Raw genomic sequence first — 16853 nt, 5'->3', positions numbered from 1 at the left:
ACCATGGCCGACCGACTCATCGGCGAGAAGCTCGTCGACGACATGACCGTCGAGGAGAAGGCCCGCGCCGCCCTCGTCGAGCAGGTGCTGCCCGCCCTGCGCGCCAAGGCCGGCCAGGCCGACCGGGACGGCGCCTTCCCGCGCGAGCACATCGGCCTGCTGCGCGACGCCGGCCTGATGGGCCTGATCGTGCCCGAGGAGTACGGCGGTCTCGGCGGCACCCTGCGTGACCTGGCCGCCGCCACCTACGCCATGGGCAGCGCCTGCCCGTCGACGGCGCTGGCGTTCTTCTTCCACAACACGTCGGCCTCCCGTGGCCTGCTGCCGCTGGAGGCGATCGAATCGGGCCTGTTCGCCGGCGACGAGGTGCCGGTGGTCAAGGCGTTCGCCGAGAAGGTGCTGCGGCTGATGTCCGGCGGCGCCTGGCTCGCCAACTTCGCCAGCGAGTCGGTGAAGTCGAGCGGCGCGAACATCGCGATCGCGACCACGGCTGTTCCGGCGACCCGCGGGGAGACCGACGGGTGGGAACTGACCGGCGAGAAGTCGTTCGGCTGCGCCACCGGCATCGCCGATCACTACCTGGTCACGGCACGGCTCGACGGCTACGAGACAGCTGACGGCCTGGTCATGTTCCTGGTTCCGCGCGACGCCGAGGGCGTGTCCGAGCGGCCGTTCTGGGACGGGCTCGGCATGCGCGGCAGCGCCAACCACGGCATCCGGCTGGACGGGGTGTTCATCCCCCAGGAGGACGCGCTCACGGTGCCGGGTGCGTTCGTGAAGATGCTGCAGTGCAGCCGGGGCAGCTTCGTCGGCAACCAGCTGGCGATCACCGCGGTCTACGTGGGCGCGGCGCAGGGCGTCTACGACGACACCCTCGAACGGCTCACCCGCAAGACGTTCGCCGACACGGGCCGGCCGATCGCCGAATCACCGATGCATCAGGTGATCATCGGCGACATGACCGAATCCCTGGAACGGGCGTACCTCTGGCTGCGCCGCCAGCTGCTGCTCGAGACGTGCGAGCCGCCGATCGCCACCAAATCCGAGGTGTACGCGCAGTGGCGCATCGCCAAGGGCAGCATCTGCCAGGCCGCGTTCGACGTGGCGCTGGGCGCCCTGAAGGCTTCCGGCACGTCGGCCGCCACCATGAACGGCACCGTCGGCCGCGCGCTGCGTGACCTGTCGATGGGCCTGGTCATGACGTTCCCGCCGGAGCGCGGACGTCTGGAGGCCGCGTCGGTGATCACGAGCAACAAGGCGAACGACCTGTTCGCGAGTGTGGCCAAATGACTTTCACGGTCAAAGACCTCGTCTGCGGTACGTGGGAAGCGTGCGCCACCCCGGCCGGTGTGACTCTGGAGAACCCGGCCACCGGCGAGGTGATCGGCCCGGCGCTGGGCTCGTCACCGTCCCGCGTCGAGGAGGCGCTGGCCGCGGCAGGCGCCCTGGGCGCCTGGGAGCTTCCGGCAGGCGACCGCGCTGACGTCCTGGACCGGATCGCCGCCGCCGTCGCGGCGGCCGCTCCGGAGATCACCGCGATGGAGTCGCGGGCCACCGGTGTCCCGATCCGGCAGACCGCCCCGCTCGGCATGATCCTGGCGGGCGCGTTCGCCCTGGCCGCGAGCCAGCTCCGCCTCGGCATCCTGACGTCGTCGGCGGTGCGCGAGGACGGCCGCGAGGTGCTCGTCGAGCGCCTGCCATGGGGTCCGGCAGCCTGTCTCGTACCGTGGAACGCCCCCGCTCCGATGGCCGCTCACAAGGTCGCCAACGCTCTCGCCGCGGGCTGCCCGGCCATCCTGAAACCGAGCGAGTACGCCCCGTTCGGCACCGAACGCCTCGCCGGGGTGATCGACGCCGTGCTGCGCGAGGCGGGAGCGCCGCCCGCGCTGTTCCAGCTGCTGCACGGCGGCGCCGGGACGGGCGCCGCGATCGTCTCCGACCCGCGGGTCCGGGCCGTCTCGTTCACCGGCGGGCTCGGCGGCGGCCGGGCGGTCGCGGCCGCCTGCGCCTACGACATCAAACCGGTGCAGCTGGAGCTGGGCGGCAACAACGCGCTGATCGTGCTGCCGGACGCCGACGAGCACGTCGCCGCCCGCGCCGCCGCCGACCTGCTCACCACCCTGAACGGCCAGTGGTGCCGCGCGCTGGGCCGCCTGATCGTCCCGGCCGGCCGCGAGAGCGCTCTGGTGGACGCGATCCTCGGCCGGGTCAGCGAGATGGTCACCGGTGACCCGTCCGACGAGGCCACCGACTACGGCCCGCTGATCCACTCCGGACACCGCGCGGCCGTCGTCAAGGCCCGAGACGACCTGGGTGGCACGGTCCGCGAGGCCGCGCTGACCGGTCCCGGCAACACTCTCGCCCCGTCGCTGGTCGTCGGCGCCGACCCGGCCCGTACGACCGATGAGATCTTCGGCCCGGTCGCGGCGGTGCACGGCTACACCACGGTCGACGAGGCGGTGGCCCTGGCCAACGGCACCCGGTACGGCCTGGAGGGCTACGTCCTCGGCACCGACGAGGAGGCCGCTCTCGCGGTCGCCAGACGGGTCCGCGCCGGCGAGGTAAAGGTCAACGGCTCCTCGATCATGAGCCTGCACCTGTTCACGCCGCGCCCCGCCTGGGGCATCTCCGGCTACTCCGAAGAGGGCACCGCCGAGACCCTGCTGTTCTTCACCAACCCACGTGTGGTTGGCGTTGAGAACGGTTTCGCGCTACACAGCCGGTCATGACTGCTTCAGCATTGCGAGCCATTCTCGCCTCCGGCCGGGTCACCCACGCTCCCGGCGTCTACGACCCGGTGACCGCCGCCCTCGCCGTCGCGGCCGGGCACCGGGCGGTGCACCTGTCCGGGGCGGCGGTCTCGGCAATCATGCTGGGCCGTCCCGACCTCGGTTACGTGCACGGCACCCAGATCGCCGACCGGGCGTCCACCCTGGTCCCGGCCCTGGACGGCATTCCGCTGATCGCCGACGCGGACACCGGTTACGGCAATCCGCTGCACGCGGTGTGGACGGCGCTGGCGTACGCCCGTGCCGGTATCGCCGGTCTGCACCTGGAGGACCAGGTCAGCCCGAAGCGGTGCGGCCATCTGGCCCGCAAGGAGCTGATCGCCATCGGCGAGGCGGCCGCGAAGATCACCGCTCTGGCCGACCAGGCGCCGCAGATCGTGGTGATCGCCCGCACCGACGCGTACTCGGTCAGCGGTCTCGACGAGACGATCGTGCGCTGCCGGGCCTACGCCGAGGCCGGGGCGGACGCGGTGTTCCCCGAGGGCGTGGACAGGCTGGACGAGCTGAAGCGCCTGCACGAGGCGCTTCCCGGCGTACCCGTGGTGATCAATCGCAGCGAAGCCGGCGGCAACCGCCCGGCCGTGTCCGACGCCGATCTCGCCGCCGCCGGTGTCCGTCTCGTGCTGCACCCGGTCGCGGCGTTGCTCGCGTCCATGCGGGCCGCCTCGCTCGCCTACCGGTCGATCGCCGACACCGGCACCGCCGAACCGGTCGACCGGATGCCGTGGGCCGCGTTCACCGCGCTGATCGGCCAGGACGAGGCCCTCGACCTCGACGCCCGCTATGTGCCCAAGGGGATAGACACGTGAACACGACCCGCATCCTGGTCGCCGGGGCCGGACCGGTCGGCCTGACCGCGGCGCTCGCACTCGCGCGCCGCGGCTTCGCCGTCACCGTCCTCGAGTCCGGCGGCGAGCTGGCCGCCGAGTCGCGGGCGTCCACGTTCCACCCACCCACCCTGGAGATGCTCGACGACCTCGGGGTGGGCGCCGAGCTGCACGAACGCGGGCTGCTGTCACCCACGTTCGCTTACCGGGACCGCCGCGAGGGCCTGATCGCGATGCTCGACCTGGCCGTCCTGGCCGGTGACACGCGCTTCCCGTACCGGATCCAGTGCGAACAGTCGAAGCTCACACCGATCCTGCTGCGCCACCTGCTGACGTACCCCGGTTGCGGTATCGAATTCGGTTTCCACGTGACCGCCGCCGATCAGCACGACACGTCGGTCACCGTGACCGCCGCCGACGGCCGCTCCCGGCACGGCGACTGGCTGATCGGCGCCGACGGCGCGCACTCGTCGACGCGGCGGGCCACCGGCGTCACCTTCGACGGCATCACCTACCCCGAGCGTTTCCTGGTCGCCTCGGCCGACGAGGACCTGACCGGCTGGCTCGACGACCTGGCCGCCGTCAACTACGTGTTCGACCCGGTCGAGTGGTGCGTGCTGCTGCGCACGCCCGACCACTGGCGGGTGCTGCTGCCGACACCGGCCGAGACGCCCGACGAGCACGAGTACGCCCGTCTCGACCAGCGCCTGCGCGGCGTCCACGACCCCGGCCGGCCGTGGCGGATCGCGCACGCCAGCATGTACCGGGTCCACCAGCGCGTGGCCACGTCGTTCCGCACCGGCCGGGTCCTGCTGGCCGGCGACGCCGCCCACGTCAACAACCCGCTCGGCGGCCTGGGAATGAACTCCGGCATCCACGACGCCGTCGCCTACGCCGCGGCCCTGGCGACCGGCGACGACGCGACGGTCTGGACGGCCGCCGGCGACCGCCGCCGGATCGCCCTCGAATACGTGCAGAGCGTCTCCCACCAGAACTACGAGCGCCTCCGCGCCACCGACCCCGACGCCCGCGCCGCCCATCTCGACGGACTGCGCGCGACGGCCGCCGATCCGGCGCTGGCCCGGCAGTCGCTGCTGCGCAGCTCCATGATCGCCTCCCTGCGCCCGGTCCCGGCATGAGCGCGCCGATCGGTGGCGCGGGCGTGATCGCCCGGGAGAACCCCGCCCGTACCGCTGAGATCGCCGGGGTCGTGGCGGAGACGCCGGCCGAGGCGGTCGACGCGATCGTCCGCGAGGCCGATGCCGGGCAGCGCAAGTGGGCCGCCCGCGAACTGCCGGAACGGCTCGCGGTGCTGAGCCGGGCCGCCACGTCGATCGAGGAGTCCGCCGCCGAACTGGCGACACTGCTGGCCCGCGAGTCCGGCAAGGTCGTCGGGGACTGCCGCGGCGAGATCGGTTTCGCGGTCCGGTATCTGCGGTGGGTGGTCGAGCACGCCCCGGCCGCCTACGCGGACCGGATCGTCGACGACGAGCTCGGGCGGATCGTCGAGCAGCGCAAACCGTACGGCGTGGTCGCCGCCGTGACACCGTGGAACGCTCCGGTCATCCTCGGCATGCTCAAGATCGCGCCGGCGCTGGCGGCGGGCAACGCGGTCGTCGTGAAGCCGTCGCCGCTCGCGCCGCTGACGATCTCGCGCGTGGTGGCGCTCTTCGAGGCGCCGGCCCGGGTGGTGCACGGCGGGGCCGGCACCGGGGCCGCGCTGGTCGGGCACGATCTGGTCCGGAAGGTGGCGTTCACCGGTGGTGCGGACGGCGGCCGGGCGGTGGCGGCCCTGGCCGGCGACCGGCTGACCCCGACCGTGCTCGAACTCGGCGGCAACGACCCGGCCGTGTTCCTCGACGACGCCCCGTTCACCGACGAGGCCATGGACCGCCTGGTGATGGCGAGTTTCGCGACCAGCGGTCAGGTCTGCATGGCGGCGAAACGGCTGTACGTGCCGTCCTCGCGCCTGGACGGCTTCGTGGAGGCGTACCTGGCCGCCGCCGACCGTGTCCTGGTCACCGGCGACCCGCTGGCCGACGGCGTCACGATGGGCCCGGTGATCTCGGCAGCCGCACAGCGGGCGGCCGAGACCCTGCGAGCCGGCGGGGTCGTACACGATCTCGGTCGTTTCGAGGGTGACCCGGAGAGCGGCTACTTCGTGCGGCCCGCGCTCGTCGCCGGGCCGGATCCGGGTTCGCCACTGGTCGTCGCGGAGCAGTTCGCACCGGTCGTGCCGGTGCTGGGCTACGACGACGAGGAGGCGGTGCTGGACGCGGCGAACGCCGGGGAACTCGGGCTCGGCGCCTCGGTGTGGAGCGCCGACGAGGAGCGGGCGTTCGCGTTCGCCCGGCGGTTCGAGGCCGGGTTCACGTTCGTCAACACGCACAACCGCACGGGCATGAGCCTGCGCGCCCCGTTCGGCGGGGTGAAGCGCTCCGGCTGGGGACGGGAGTACGCCCACGAGGGTCTCGCCGAGTACGTCCAGACCTGCGTCATCCACGCCCCGGCGGCGTTCCGCCCGGGCGCCGGGGTGGCAGCGGGCGGGCCGTCGGCGTACCCGCCGGGTTGAGGCGCCCCGCCGGCGTGGCGGGCGGCGGGTCGAGACGCCGCGAACCGTGACCGTCCGGAAGGCGGAGGAGAGGGCCGCCGCCCGGCCCGGTCACGGTTCGCGGTCCCAACCACCGGCTGGCGGATCAGATCGCCGGAACGGGCGAGGAGAAGAACTGCGAAATCCTCACCTCTGACGTACGGGCTGCGCGAACCGCATTTTCACACCGTTGGTGGGGGTACGCAGTGGTCCGTACCGTAGGGGACGGCCGTTGCGAGATCGCGGACCCGGCGGCGGACCGCCCCGGGTGAGCCGCGCGGAGGCCGTCCTCCCCGAATCCCCCGGAGTCACCTGTGCGCAACCACCGTCGCGTGGCCGGACTGGCCACTGTCACCGTCCTCGCTCTCGGCGCCGCCGCCTGCGGAACCGCGGAAGCCGGCACGTCCCAGGTCCCGCCCTCCGCCGCCGACAACCTGGCCGCCGCGGTGCCGGACGCGACGACGCCCGCGTTCTCGTACACCGCCAAGGGAGGCTGCATGGCGCAGTTCTCCGGCATGGTCGACCCCGCGACCAAGACCAGGCAGGTCGAGAGCACGATGAAGACTCCGCACGGCACTCTCACGATGTCGTTCAAGACAGTGAGCTCCGGGACGACATACGCCCGGATCACCTCCAAGCCCGCATCACTGTTCACCAGGGCCGGCATCCCGAGGGACTGGATGAAATTGGACCCGGCGAAGTTCGACGATCCCGACAACGACATGGTGTCTTTCGACGAGGACGACCTCGACCCGATGGGCGTCGGCCGACTCGTGGGCGTCGCATCCGGTGTGGTTCAGGACGGTGCGAAGTTCACCGGGACGCTGGACCTGACCAGGTACGGGAAGGGCTCGTCGGCCATCGCCGCCGACACCGTGACCGAGCTGGGCGCCCAGGCGCAGGCCATCCCGTTCGAGGCGGCCGTGGACGAGGCCGGGAACGTCAGCACCATGACGATCAAGGTGCCGTCCGCCAAGGCCTGCACGATCACCTACAGGTACGGCAAGGTCAAGAAGCCGTCGGCACCGAAGGCGAAGAAGGCCCCGGCCGCCGTCTACCGGATGCTGAACGGCTGATCACGGCGGATCAGGCGTCCTCGGTGTAGTCGACGACGGCGCGGGCGGCCAGCAGCGGGCGCAGCCAGGCACCGAGCTCGAGGTGGGCGGGATGTGCCTGGTAGGCCCGGAGATCGTCGACGTCCCGGTGGGTGGTCACCAGGTGCAGGTGCCAGGAGACTTCGGTGTGCAGCTCGTCGAGGTGGGCCCGGAGGGAACGGATCTCCGGAACCACCTCGCCGAGCGCCTCCAGACGCGACTTGGCCCCGGCAGCATCCCCGGCATCCGAAAACTTCATGAGAACGACGTGCACAAGCACCCCTGCACCCCCAAAAATATCTTTGCCATCGAGAGAACCCCTGTTGCGAAAGCGGCCCCGAGTGTAGTTTTGGGAAACGCCGTTTCGCTAGGGGGAACCGCATGGCCGGTGTTGGACTGCCCGGTGACCGAATCCGCGTCGCCGCGGCCCAGATCGAGGCCGGGCAGGATGTCGCCGAGAACCTCGCCGCCTGCCTGCGCGTCATCGACGCCGCGGCCGGGCAGCGGGCACAGATCGTGGTGCTGCCCGAGTTCTGCAACCATCTCTCCTGGTACGCGTCGCGCGCCCAGGCCCACGAACGCGCGACGCGGCCGGGCGACGAGTTCCTGACCGCCATCGCCGAGCGAGCCCGCCGGCACGGCATCTGGATCAAGATCAACGTCACGCACGCCCATCCGGACGGGACCACCGGCGGCACGAACCTGCTGTTCGACCCGGCCGGTGAGGTCGCCGGCACCTGCGACAAGCAGACGCTGATGGGCGCCGAGAACGACTTCCTCGAGCCCGGCGCGACCGTCGGCCCGGTGCTGGAGACGCCGCTCGGGCGGATCGGGATGTACGCCTGCATGGAGGGCGTCATCAACGAGGTGGCCCGCGGCCTCGCGCTGCGCGGCGCGCAGGTGCTGCTGAACAGCCTGAACAGCTTCGCGCTGGACGAGGCCGACCTGCACATCCCGGTCCGCGCCGCCGAGAACAAGGTGTGGGTGGTGGCCGCCAACAAGGTCGGGCCGCTGCTGCCCCGCGACGAGCTGCCCGCGATCGCCCAGCGTCTCGGGGTCCCGCCGGAGTGGCTGCACGGCGCCGGCGAGTCCCAGATCGTCGCGCCGGACGGCACGATCGTCGCCAAGGCCCCGCGCACCGGCGAGGCCGTGATCGTCGCCGACATCGAGCCCGCGCGGGCCGACAACAAGACCCGGCCGGACGGCACGGACATCTTCGCGTCCCGGCGCCCGGAGCTGTACGGCCCGATCGCAGCCGCACCGGTGGGCCGGCAGCGGCCACCCGGCGCCCCAGGCCTGCCGGTCGCCGTGGTGCGCGACATCGCGCTGATCAGCGACGCGGTGGCCAAGGGCGCCCGGCTCATCGTCCTGCCCGCGCTCACCGGCGTGGTGACCTCCGGCGCGGAACGGACCGCAGATCACCACGCGAACGGGGACGGGGACCCCGGCGTGGTGACCTCCGGCGCGGAACGGACCGCAGATCACCACGCGATTTCGGCGGCGCTGGCCGGGACCGGGGCGCACGCGGTGACCGTGATCGGCGGCGAGGGCGTCGTGATCGGCGAGGACGGCATCGTCGCCCGCCAGCCGCGACTCCACGGCGGGCCCGGCACGGCGATCGTCCCGGTCGATCTGGAATGGGGCCGGCTCGCGGTCATCGCCGGCGCCGACGCGCTCTATCCGGAGACGTTCCGGCTGGCCGCGCTGCTGGACGCGGATGTGGTGGCAGTTCCCTACGAAGCGCAGGAGGACTGGGAGCTGGCTCTCGGCCTGCCCGAACGCGCCGCCGAGAACCGCCTCAACCTGGTCGTCGCCACCCCGATCGGCCAGCCCTCGGCGGTCCTCGCGATGACCCCCGACTTCACGCTCTGGACCAGGTGGGAGGGGCCGTTCACCGGCCGCATCTCCACGCCGGTCCGCACCGACATCCCGGCGGGCGTCCCCACCGGCGCCGCCGAGGTCGCTCCCGCACAAGCCGCGAACCGCCTGGTCTCGCGGAACACCGATCTCGTCGACGGCCGCCCGTGGCGACTGGTCGACGCCCTCATTCGATAACGAAGGGCGAACATAGTGGCCGAGACGATCCAGCATGTAGAGGACATGGTCGACAATTCGCCGGCCATCGACGTGCACGACACTTTCGACTTCTACCGGGGGCTCCTCGCCGATCTGAAGGCGAAGATCGACGCCCGGTTCGAGCTGACGCGCGATCCGTCCACGCTGGACCTGCAGACGTACGGCACGTATCCGGACGGGCCGGGCGGCTCGCTGGAGGCCTACTCGGGGCCGGAGATCGACTGGCTGGTCCACTCCTGGATCGGCAACCCGGGCGCCAGCTTCGCCAACCTGCACCTGACCGCGTGGCTCGGCCCGCAGGTGAAGGTGCCGCACCTGGGCATCGCGCTGCTGGTGTGGCCGGGCGGCTGGTTCTACCTCGACTCGGTGCCCCGGACCAACCTCGTCGAGGACGGCGAGTACTACGACAGGTACTACGAGCCGGTCAACGCCGAGTGGCTGGAGCTGCGCGGCGACCCGGAGTTCGACTACTTCGTGAGCCGGGCCGGGTTCATCCGGGCCAGCCTGTCGCCGACCGCGTACTGCTTCTCGTTCGAGCGTTCGCAGCGCAACCTCGACATCGTGGCGGCGCGGGCACACGCCCACGTGGACCGCTGGCTGCGCTGGGTCGACGAGGCCGAGCCGGTGCCGGAGCCGGAGCGGGCCGCGTTGAGCAGGACCGACGAGACGATCCGCCGGAACATCGCCGAACGGGACCCGGCGAACGTGATGGGGGTCCGCTTCTTCGGCGAGGAGACGACGAACAAGCTGGTACGGGCACTGTGGGGCGGCGACCGTGAACTGCCGCGGCCAGGGGCCGAGTGATGAGCGTCCGTTCGGTGTGGTGGGCGACCACGATCCCCGGCGCGGACAGGCCGTTCGACACCGCGCACCTGCGGGTCTTCTACCCGTCGAAGCCGACCGGCTCGGACGCGGAACGGCTCTCCGGAGTCTTCCCGGCCGATCCGGCGCTCGCCCCGTACCCGGTCGTCGTGATCGTCTCCGGGGTGAACGTCGGTCAGGAGGCCTACCGGTGGCTGGCGGCCGAACTCGCCTCCCGTGGGTACGTCGCCGTCACCTACGACTGGGTCGGTGAGCTGTTCGGCGGGCTCAAGGGCATCACGCCCGGTGTCGAGCTGGCCGCCGCGAAGCCGGACGCCTACGGCACCCGCGCCACCACGCCCTCGGTGCCGGCCGTGATCGACGCTCTGCGGAGCATCACCGGGCCGGTCGCGGGCCTGCTGGACCTCGACAACGTGGGCCTCGTGGGGCACTCGGCGGGTGGCACGGTCATCCTGCAGAGCGCCCGGTTCTTCCCCGAGGTCAAGGCGGTCGCGGCGTACGGCACGCACACCATGGTCGCCACGATGCTCGGCTGGCCGGCCGGGACGGTCCTCCCCGCCCAGGTGGATTGCCCGGTGCTGCTGATGAACGGCGAGAACGACGGCGTCATCAACGGGTCGGCGGACCGGTACGGCGAGGACGCCGCGACGAGAAGAGACCCGATCAGCCGTACGTTCGACGAGGCGCTGCCGAGCCGCGACGGCGACAACGTGCAGGTCACCTTCTCGGGCGCCAACCACTTCGGGATCGTGCACCCGGTCGACGACACCGCGGCCCGCGCCTTTCTGGATCTCGAGGCCACCACCGACCCCGCGGTCACCCGTGCCGCTCTCGTGGACGTCACCGCGGCGTTCCTCGACACCCACCTGCGAGGCGCCTCGGGTGAGGCGCTCGACAAGGCTCTGCAGTCCCCCGACATCGCCGGAATCCGGCGGAGGTAACAGCCATGCTCAAGAACTTCTGGTACGCGGTGGAGTTCTCCGATCACGTCACCACCAAGCCGCAGCGGCTCACGGTCCTCGGGCAGTACCTCGTCGTCTACCGGACGCCCAAGCAGGGCCGGGTCGTGGCGCTGAGCGACCTGTGCGTGCATCGCGGGGCCGCGCTCTCCGGCGGGTGGCTCAAAGACGACAAGATCGTGTGCCCTTATCACGGCTGGGAATACGACCCCGACGGCGCCTGTACGAAGATCCCGGCGAACCTGCCGGGGCGGGGCATTCCCAAGAAGGCGCGGGTCGACTCGTACCCCGTACAGGAAAAGTATGGTTTTGTCTGGGTCTTCATGGGCGATCTCCCCGAGGAGGAGCGTCCGCCGATGCCGGTGTGGCCGGAATTCGACGATCTCGTCGAGAACGGTGGCAAGTTCCGCACGGTGACCGGCGAGTTCATGTGGAAGGCCAACTACGAGCGGATCCTGGAGAACGGCTGCGACATCGCGCACGCGCCGTTCGTCCACGCCGGACGGTTCGGCAACCCGGACATGCCGCAGGTGCCGGACTACGAGGTCGAGCACCCGGACGAGTGGTCGGCGTTCGCCACCGTCGACCTGCACCCGCCGAAGCCGAGCGGCCTGTGGGGGAAGTTCGGCCGGCTGATCGGCAACGACCTGAAGAAACGGCCGCCGGTCACCACGTCGGCCGGCTGGATGCTGCCCAACATGATCAAGCTGCATGTCCGGCTGCCGATCGGCGACATGGTCATCTACGACACCAACATCCCGATCGACGAGACGACCACGCTGGTCAAGTGGGTCGCGCTGCGCACGTTCTTCACCGGCAAATGGGCCAACAGGGACGCCATCAACCGGACCATGCGGATCTTCTACGAGGACGCCGCCGTGGTGAACAAGGTCCGGCCCGAGCTGCTGCCGTTCGACCTCGGCGCCGAGCTGCACATCAGGAGCGACATCATCGCCGTCGAGTACCGGCGCCGCCGCCAGGAGCTCGCCGACAAGGGCTGGCTGCTCAGCGAGGACGACTTCATCACCGGTGACGTGCCCCGCCGGACGGCCACGGTGATCCCCTCGCCGGCCCGCCGGGAGAGCCCGGAGCTGTCCCGCGCCTGGGTGCACAAGGCCCGCGGCGAGCACCCGACCGTCGCCGCCGCCCGCCTGATGGGCGCCGAGGATTCCCCTTCCTCCGAGGAGAAGAATTGAGCCTCCCCGCCGCACTCTCCGACACGACGCTCGACAAGATCCTCTCGCGATTCCCGGTCACACCGACCGAGGACCGGGAGCTGACCTCGGCCATGGGCCCGGTCGGCCGCATCCGGGTATGGCGCGGCGACGGGCCGGTCGCCAAGGTCGTGAACGTCTCGCTGGTGGTTCCGCCGATCGGGCTGGACAGTCACATGATCTTCGCGTTCACCGGGCCGGCGTCCGGAGTTCCCCACTTCACGCTGGACTCGGTCGCCAACGGCGAGAACTACGCGTTCCACCTCGACCTGATCCCCCGGATCGATCTGGCCACATCGCTGTCCTACCTGGACACCGTCTACGAACCGCTGACGCCCCTCTATCAGGGCGTTTCCACTCGCGAAGGCTTGACGCCGGCGCATCTCACGCCGCGCCAGTACGCCCTCATGTCGCCGTGGATGCTGGTCAGCCGGGCCACCGCCGCGGCCTTCGAAGGCATCGGCGACGCTGTGGACGCCTACCTCGAGCACTGGTCCGCACTGGTGGAGAAGGGCGTCGACGCGGCCGGCACCGCCGAGCGGGACGCCGCCCACCGCGAGCTGCTGTTCAGCCCGGAGATCGACCCGGTCTGGAAGCAGACCGTGCGGCTGCTGGGTGAGGAACAGAGTGAGTCGGTACGCCTGGCGCTGGTGAGCAATGACTGAGCCCGCCACCGCCGAGCCGTCCACCTGGCAGAAGCGCATCGCCGGGGAGTGGCACGGGCGGCCGTCGCTGTTCGACCACAACGGGACGTGGTGCGGATTCGAGGAGATCCGGCGGTCGTCGGATCACGTCGACGGCGTCACCACGTACCGGATGGATGGTGGTCTGATCGGTGGCGGTCCGCTCGCCGGGCAGTTCCGGCTCGGCGCTCCGTTCTCCTTCGGCGTCGTCGACTCGGACGCCAACCGGATCTACACGGGGCCGGACTTCTTCGGGACCGGGCAGCCGTACGGGTCGTTCGTCGACTCGCACTACTACGGTCCCGGCTGGCAGGTCGACCTGAACACGTGGAACCAGGTGCTGCCCGACGGCGAGACGCAGGTCTACTCGTCGGTGCTGTACCAGGGCTGGGCCGTGGCCGGCTGTTTCAACGGGCTCTACACGCGGACGCCGTCGCGGGTCGGCGACCTGATCGAGACGGAGACCCGCAACGGGCCGGTGCCGTACATCCTGCCGACCAAGCAGGCCGGCGCGTTCACCGGCGAACTGGAACTGTGGGGTGCCGACCAGAAGCTGCGCGGCACGGTGCCGGCGTCCATCGCGCTGGAGCCGATCGACCTGCTGCGCACCCGCCGGACCGTGTCGTGGCAGGGCGCCGGGCTGGCCCGTTCCTTCGTGGCGGAGACCCGGCGGGACGGGAACCGGCTGTTCTTCGAGGGGCCGGAGGCCTGGGGCAACGCGATCGGGTTCGGGCGGGCCTCGTTCCAGTCGCTGCATTTCACGGACGCCTTCAAGGTCAAGGCGCGAGAGTTCTCGATCGACGCCACGCCCGGGATGTCGGCCGGCAAGCAGCTGGCCGTGGTCTACGAGCTGTTCCACGGCGGCAACCTGGACTCGGTGCTGCACGGGCTTCTGGAGTGGGCGGCATGACCGGGCGAAGCGGGTGTCATGAGCGGCGCCCTTCCGGCATCCCTCAGGGGGCACGGTCATGACCGTCGTGGTGGTGACCGGAGGGACGCGCGGGATCGGTCAGGGCCTGGTCCGCTCCTTTCTCGATCAGGGTGCTTCGGTGGCGTACTGCGGGCGGACGGTCCCTTCTGATGGGCCGGCTGATGCGCTCGCCGTGGCCGCTGACATGACGAATCGGGCGGACGTCCGCAAGCTCTGGGACGCCACTGTCGATCGATTCGGAAAGATCGACATATGGGTGAACAACGCGGGAATGTCCAACTCACGTAAACCGCTGTGGGAGCTGCCGGCCTCGGAGATCTCGTCGGTGGTCGGGCTCAATCTGGAGGGGACGCTTCAGGCGAGCGCCGTCGTTCTCGAAGCGATGCTCGCCCAGGGACACGGGGCCCTGTGGAACATGGAGGGTCTCGGGTCCAACGGGCAGATCGTGCCCGGCCTGACCCCTTACGGCGCGACCAAGCGGGCCCTCACCTACGCCACCCTCGCCATGGCCAAGGAACTCAAGGACACCCCGGTCAAGGTCGCGCTGCTCTCCCCCGGCATGGTCGTCACCGACCTGCTCGTCCAGGACTACGACCCGGCCGAGTTCGAGAAGGCGAAGAAGATCTTCAACATCCTCGCCGACCGGGTCGAGACGGTCACCCCGTGGCTGGCCGCCCGCGTGCTCGCCGGCACGAGGAACGGCGGCCGGGTCGCCTGGCTGACCGGCCCCAAAGCCGCCTACCGGTTCGCCACCGCCGGATTCCGCAAGCGCGACCTCTTCGAGGACCGCTGATGGACTATCCGATCATCCTGGCCGTCGAGGACTTCGTACCGGTCATCTTCGGAACCCTGGGGTTCGCCCTGCTCGCCCGGACGGCGCCGCACCCCGTCGCCCAGCGGGCGGGCCTGGCCGGCGCTCTGCTCATCGGTGCGGGCGGCATCTCCAAATGCATCTGGAAGCTCGGGTACGCCGCGGGCGCCGGCGATGGGACGCTGCTCGAACAACTGCTGTTCCCGCTGATGGCCGCCGGCGCCACGCTGCTGTCGTGGGCGCTCGCCGTCACCGTGCGACGCGGGAGGAGCACCCACTTCTGGCCGTTCGCGCTCACCCTCGGCCTGTGCGCGGCCGGATCGGTCCTGGCCGGCAGCCTCAACCCGCTGTTCGTGGCTGCCACCCTCGGCGTCACCGCGATCAGCGTTCTCGCAGCGATCGTCGCGGGCCGGTACCGGCAGTGGTGGGCGGTCTCGCTGTACGTGCTCGGGCTGGTCCTGGTGATGGGGCTCGTGCCGCTGCGCTCGTCCGACGAGCATCACACGCTCGCCTTCCAATGGCTCGAGCAGTCCATCAACACGGCCGCGCAGGGCTGCCTGCTGGTGGCCGCTTGGCTCACCCTCCGCGCTACCCGCCCCATCCTCACTTCCGCCCCTCGCTGATCGGAGCTCTCCGATGACCGACGCCCTCGGCTGGCGCCGCAAGTTCGGCGTCATCGCCCCGTCCACCAACACGATCGTCGAGCCGGACTTCTACGCGATGGCCGTACCCGGTGTGACGTCGCACTTCTCCCGCATCCACATCCGCAACCAGGACCTCTCCGACGACGCGAACTTCGAGAACCTGCTCGTCCAGATCCGCGCCGAGATCGGCTTCGCCTGCGAACGCGTCCTCACGTGCGAGCCCGACTACATGGTGATGGGCATGTCGGCCGAGACGTTCTGGGGCGGCGTCGAGGGCAACCGCGAGTTCGTGGCCCAGATCAAGGAGATCACCGGGCTGGAGGTCGCCACCGGGGCCGAGGCGTGCGAACGGGCGCTCAAGCTCTACGGCGCCCGCAAGATCGGGGTCGTCACGCCGTACCAGCCGGTCGGCGACGCCAACGTGGTCCGCTTCTTCGGCGAGATAGGTTTCGAGGTGACCGCCATCGAGGGCCTGAAATGCCCGACCGCCGTCTCGATCGCGCACGTCACCGAGGACGAGCTGCGCGCGGCGATCCTCAACGTCAACGCACCCGACGTCGACGCGATCGTGCAGTGCGGCACCAACCTGTCCATGGTCCGCCTGGCCGACGAGGCCGAACGCTGGCTGGGCAAGCCGGTCATCGCCATCAACGCGGCGACCTGGTGGATGGCATTACGCGAGAACGGCATCAAGGACAAGGTGTACGGGGCCGGTTCGCTCCTGCGCGAGTACTGACCCCACAGCTCACCCCACCGGAGGGCTCGCCGTCCGATCACGACGGGCCTTCTGCCCTGCCCGCCCCTGGCGCCGCTCCCCGTCGCGCTCACAACCGTGGTGACCCACGAGCCCCACATCACCACACACCACTCCACACCGCGCCCCGCGCCCCGCGCCGCGTGGTGACCTACGCCCACCCGCCAGCCACAGATCACCACACACCACCCCACACCCCGCACCGTGGTGACCCACGCCCACCCACCAGCCACAAATCACCACACCCCCCGCAGTGCGCAGTGCGCAGTACGCAGCGTGGTGACCTACGCCCACCCGCCAGCCACAAATCGCCACACACCACCCCACACCCCGCACCGTGGTGACCCACGCCCACCCACCAGCCACAAATCACCACACCCCCCCCGCACCGCGCAGTGCGCAGTACGCAGCGTGGTGACCTACGCCCACCCGCCAGCCACAGATCACCACGCACCACCCCACACCCCGCACCGTGGTGACCCACGCCCACCCACCAGCCACAAATCACCACACCCCCCGCACCGCGCAGCGCACCGCGCAGCGCAGCGCGCAGCGTGGTGACCTACGCCCACCCGCCAGCCGCAGATCGCCACACACCACCCCACACCCCCGCACCGTGGTGACCCACGCCCACCCACCAGCCACAAATCACCACACCC

16 protein-coding genes are annotated in these 16853 nt (G+C 70.8%); 15 read left to right on the top strand and 1 reads right to left on the bottom strand.

The genetic code is table 11. The annotated features are described in order from the left end of the window. The first annotated feature begins 3 nt into the window (after window positions 1–3). The 6 genes from CLV67_RS37205 (at window position 4) to CLV67_RS37180 (ending at window position 7282) form a co-directional block, all read left to right on the top strand. A complete protein-coding gene (locus tag CLV67_RS37205; RefSeq protein WP_106327148.1) occupies window positions 4–1290 on the top strand; it encodes an acyl-CoA dehydrogenase family protein in 1287 nt (428 codons plus the stop codon). Beyond that, entirely contained in the window at window positions 1287–2729 is a 1443-nt protein-coding gene (locus tag CLV67_RS37200; RefSeq protein ID WP_106327146.1) for an aldehyde dehydrogenase family protein, read from the top strand. The genes CLV67_RS37205 and CLV67_RS37200 overlap by 4 nt, the downstream gene beginning before the upstream one ends. Continuing rightward, complete coding sequence (locus CLV67_RS37195; protein ID WP_106327144.1) at window positions 2726–3598, top strand: isocitrate lyase/PEP mutase family protein; 873 nt, start codon at window positions 2726–2728, stop codon at window positions 3596–3598. Before CLV67_RS37200 ends, CLV67_RS37195 begins: the two co-directional genes overlap by 4 nt. Continuing rightward, entirely contained in the window at window positions 3595–4755 is a 1161-nt protein-coding gene (locus tag CLV67_RS37190) for an FAD-dependent oxidoreductase (RefSeq protein ID WP_106327142.1), read from the top strand. The genes CLV67_RS37195 and CLV67_RS37190 overlap by 4 nt, the downstream gene beginning before the upstream one ends. Beyond that, a complete protein-coding gene (locus tag CLV67_RS37185) occupies window positions 4752–6188 on the top strand; it encodes an aldehyde dehydrogenase family protein (protein WP_239166719.1) in 1437 nt (478 codons plus the stop codon). Before CLV67_RS37190 ends, CLV67_RS37185 begins: the two co-directional genes overlap by 4 nt. Before the next feature lie 332 nt (window positions 6189–6520). Next, the gene (locus CLV67_RS37180) at window positions 6521–7282 is read left to right on the top strand and encodes a hypothetical protein (RefSeq protein WP_106327140.1); all 762 of its coding nucleotides are present in this window, start codon (window positions 6521–6523) and stop codon (window positions 7280–7282) included. Between the two features lie 10 nt (window positions 7283–7292). On the opposite strand, the gene CLV67_RS37175 is transcribed toward CLV67_RS37180, so the two are convergent. Further along, entirely contained in the window at window positions 7293–7574 is a 282-nt protein-coding gene (locus CLV67_RS37175; RefSeq protein WP_106327138.1) for a Dabb family protein, read from the bottom strand. Window positions 7575–7681: 107 nt separating this feature from the next. Between CLV67_RS37175 and CLV67_RS37170 the strand changes: the two genes are divergently transcribed. From CLV67_RS37170 to CLV67_RS37130, 9 genes are read left to right on the top strand one after another with little or no spacing between them, the layout of a single operon-like run. Beyond that, window positions 7682–9355: a carbon-nitrogen hydrolase family protein gene (locus tag CLV67_RS37170; protein WP_239166718.1), complete on the top strand. Its 1674-nt coding sequence runs from the start codon at window positions 7682–7684 to the stop codon at window positions 9353–9355. A gap of 45 nt (window positions 9356–9400) precedes the next feature. Further along, window positions 9401–10180, top strand: coding sequence for an oxidoreductase (locus CLV67_RS37165; protein WP_249037980.1), 780 nt, complete (start codon window positions 9401–9403; stop codon window positions 10178–10180). Next, window positions 10180–11139: an alpha/beta hydrolase family protein gene (locus CLV67_RS37160; RefSeq protein WP_239166717.1), complete on the top strand. Its 960-nt coding sequence runs from the start codon at window positions 10180–10182 to the stop codon at window positions 11137–11139. The genes CLV67_RS37165 and CLV67_RS37160 overlap by 1 nt, the downstream gene beginning before the upstream one ends. 5 nt (window positions 11140–11144) lie before the next feature. Beyond that, window positions 11145–12353, top strand: coding sequence for an aromatic ring-hydroxylating dioxygenase subunit alpha (locus CLV67_RS37155; protein WP_106327132.1), 1209 nt, complete (start codon window positions 11145–11147; stop codon window positions 12351–12353). Continuing rightward, on the top strand, window positions 12350–13036 hold the full coding sequence (locus tag CLV67_RS37150) for a hypothetical protein (protein WP_106327130.1): 687 nt from the start codon (window positions 12350–12352) through the stop codon (window positions 13034–13036). The genes CLV67_RS37155 and CLV67_RS37150 overlap by 4 nt, the downstream gene beginning before the upstream one ends. Beyond that, window positions 13029–13964 carry a hypothetical protein gene (locus CLV67_RS37145; protein ID WP_106327128.1) on the top strand — a complete coding sequence of 312 codons (936 nt, stop codon included), beginning with the start codon at window positions 13029–13031 and terminating at the stop codon, window positions 13962–13964. Before CLV67_RS37150 ends, CLV67_RS37145 begins: the two co-directional genes overlap by 8 nt. Before the next feature lie 58 nt (window positions 13965–14022). Then, entirely contained in the window at window positions 14023–14778 is a 756-nt protein-coding gene (locus CLV67_RS37140; protein ID WP_106327126.1) for an SDR family NAD(P)-dependent oxidoreductase, read from the top strand. Further along, on the top strand, window positions 14778–15419 hold the full coding sequence (locus tag CLV67_RS37135) for a hypothetical protein (RefSeq protein WP_106327124.1): 642 nt from the start codon (window positions 14778–14780) through the stop codon (window positions 15417–15419). Before CLV67_RS37140 ends, CLV67_RS37135 begins: the two co-directional genes overlap by 1 nt. Before the next feature lie 13 nt (window positions 15420–15432). Then, a complete protein-coding gene (locus tag CLV67_RS37130; protein ID WP_106327123.1) occupies window positions 15433–16176 on the top strand; it encodes a maleate cis-trans isomerase family protein in 744 nt (247 codons plus the stop codon). Window positions 16177–16853 lie beyond the last annotated feature (677 nt).

Source organism: Actinoplanes italicus (assembly GCF_003001815.1).
In the GTDB taxonomy this organism is placed as follows: Bacteria; Actinomycetota; Actinomycetes; order Mycobacteriales; family Micromonosporaceae; genus Actinoplanes; species Actinoplanes italicus.
This window is presented reverse-complemented; position numbering and strand designations above follow the sequence as displayed.

What these genes read in the sequence shown, in the direction of transcription:
- CLV67_RS37185 (WP_239166719.1), top strand. Translation starts at nt 4,752, where the DNA reads ATGAGCGCGCCGATCGGTGGCGCGGGCGTGATCGCCCGGGAGAACCCC.
- CLV67_RS37140 (WP_106327126.1), top strand. Translation starts at nt 14,023, where the DNA reads ATGACCGTCGTGGTGGTGACCGGAGGGACGCGCGGGATCGGTCAGGGC.
- CLV67_RS37160 (WP_239166717.1), top strand. Translation starts at nt 10,180, where the DNA reads ATGAGCGTCCGTTCGGTGTGGTGGGCGACCACGATCCCCGGCGCGGAC.
- CLV67_RS37170 (WP_239166718.1), top strand. Translation starts at nt 7,682, where the DNA reads ATGGCCGGTGTTGGACTGCCCGGTGACCGAATCCGCGTCGCCGCGGCC.
- CLV67_RS37130 (WP_106327123.1), top strand. Translation starts at nt 15,433, where the DNA reads ATGACCGACGCCCTCGGCTGGCGCCGCAAGTTCGGCGTCATCGCCCCG.
- CLV67_RS37195 (WP_106327144.1), top strand. Translation starts at nt 2,726, where the DNA reads ATGACTGCTTCAGCATTGCGAGCCATTCTCGCCTCCGGCCGGGTCACC.
- CLV67_RS37135 (WP_106327124.1), top strand. Translation starts at nt 14,778, where the DNA reads ATGGACTATCCGATCATCCTGGCCGTCGAGGACTTCGTACCGGTCATC.
- CLV67_RS37165 (WP_249037980.1), top strand. Translation starts at nt 9,401, where the DNA reads ATGGTCGACAATTCGCCGGCCATCGACGTGCACGACACTTTCGACTTC.
- CLV67_RS37155 (WP_106327132.1), top strand. Translation starts at nt 11,145, where the DNA reads ATGCTCAAGAACTTCTGGTACGCGGTGGAGTTCTCCGATCACGTCACC.
- CLV67_RS37145 (WP_106327128.1), top strand. Translation starts at nt 13,029, where the DNA reads ATGACTGAGCCCGCCACCGCCGAGCCGTCCACCTGGCAGAAGCGCATC.
- CLV67_RS37200 (WP_106327146.1), top strand. Translation starts at nt 1,287, where the DNA reads ATGACTTTCACGGTCAAAGACCTCGTCTGCGGTACGTGGGAAGCGTGC.
- CLV67_RS37205 (WP_106327148.1), top strand. Translation starts at nt 4, where the DNA reads ATGGCCGACCGACTCATCGGCGAGAAGCTCGTCGACGACATGACCGTC.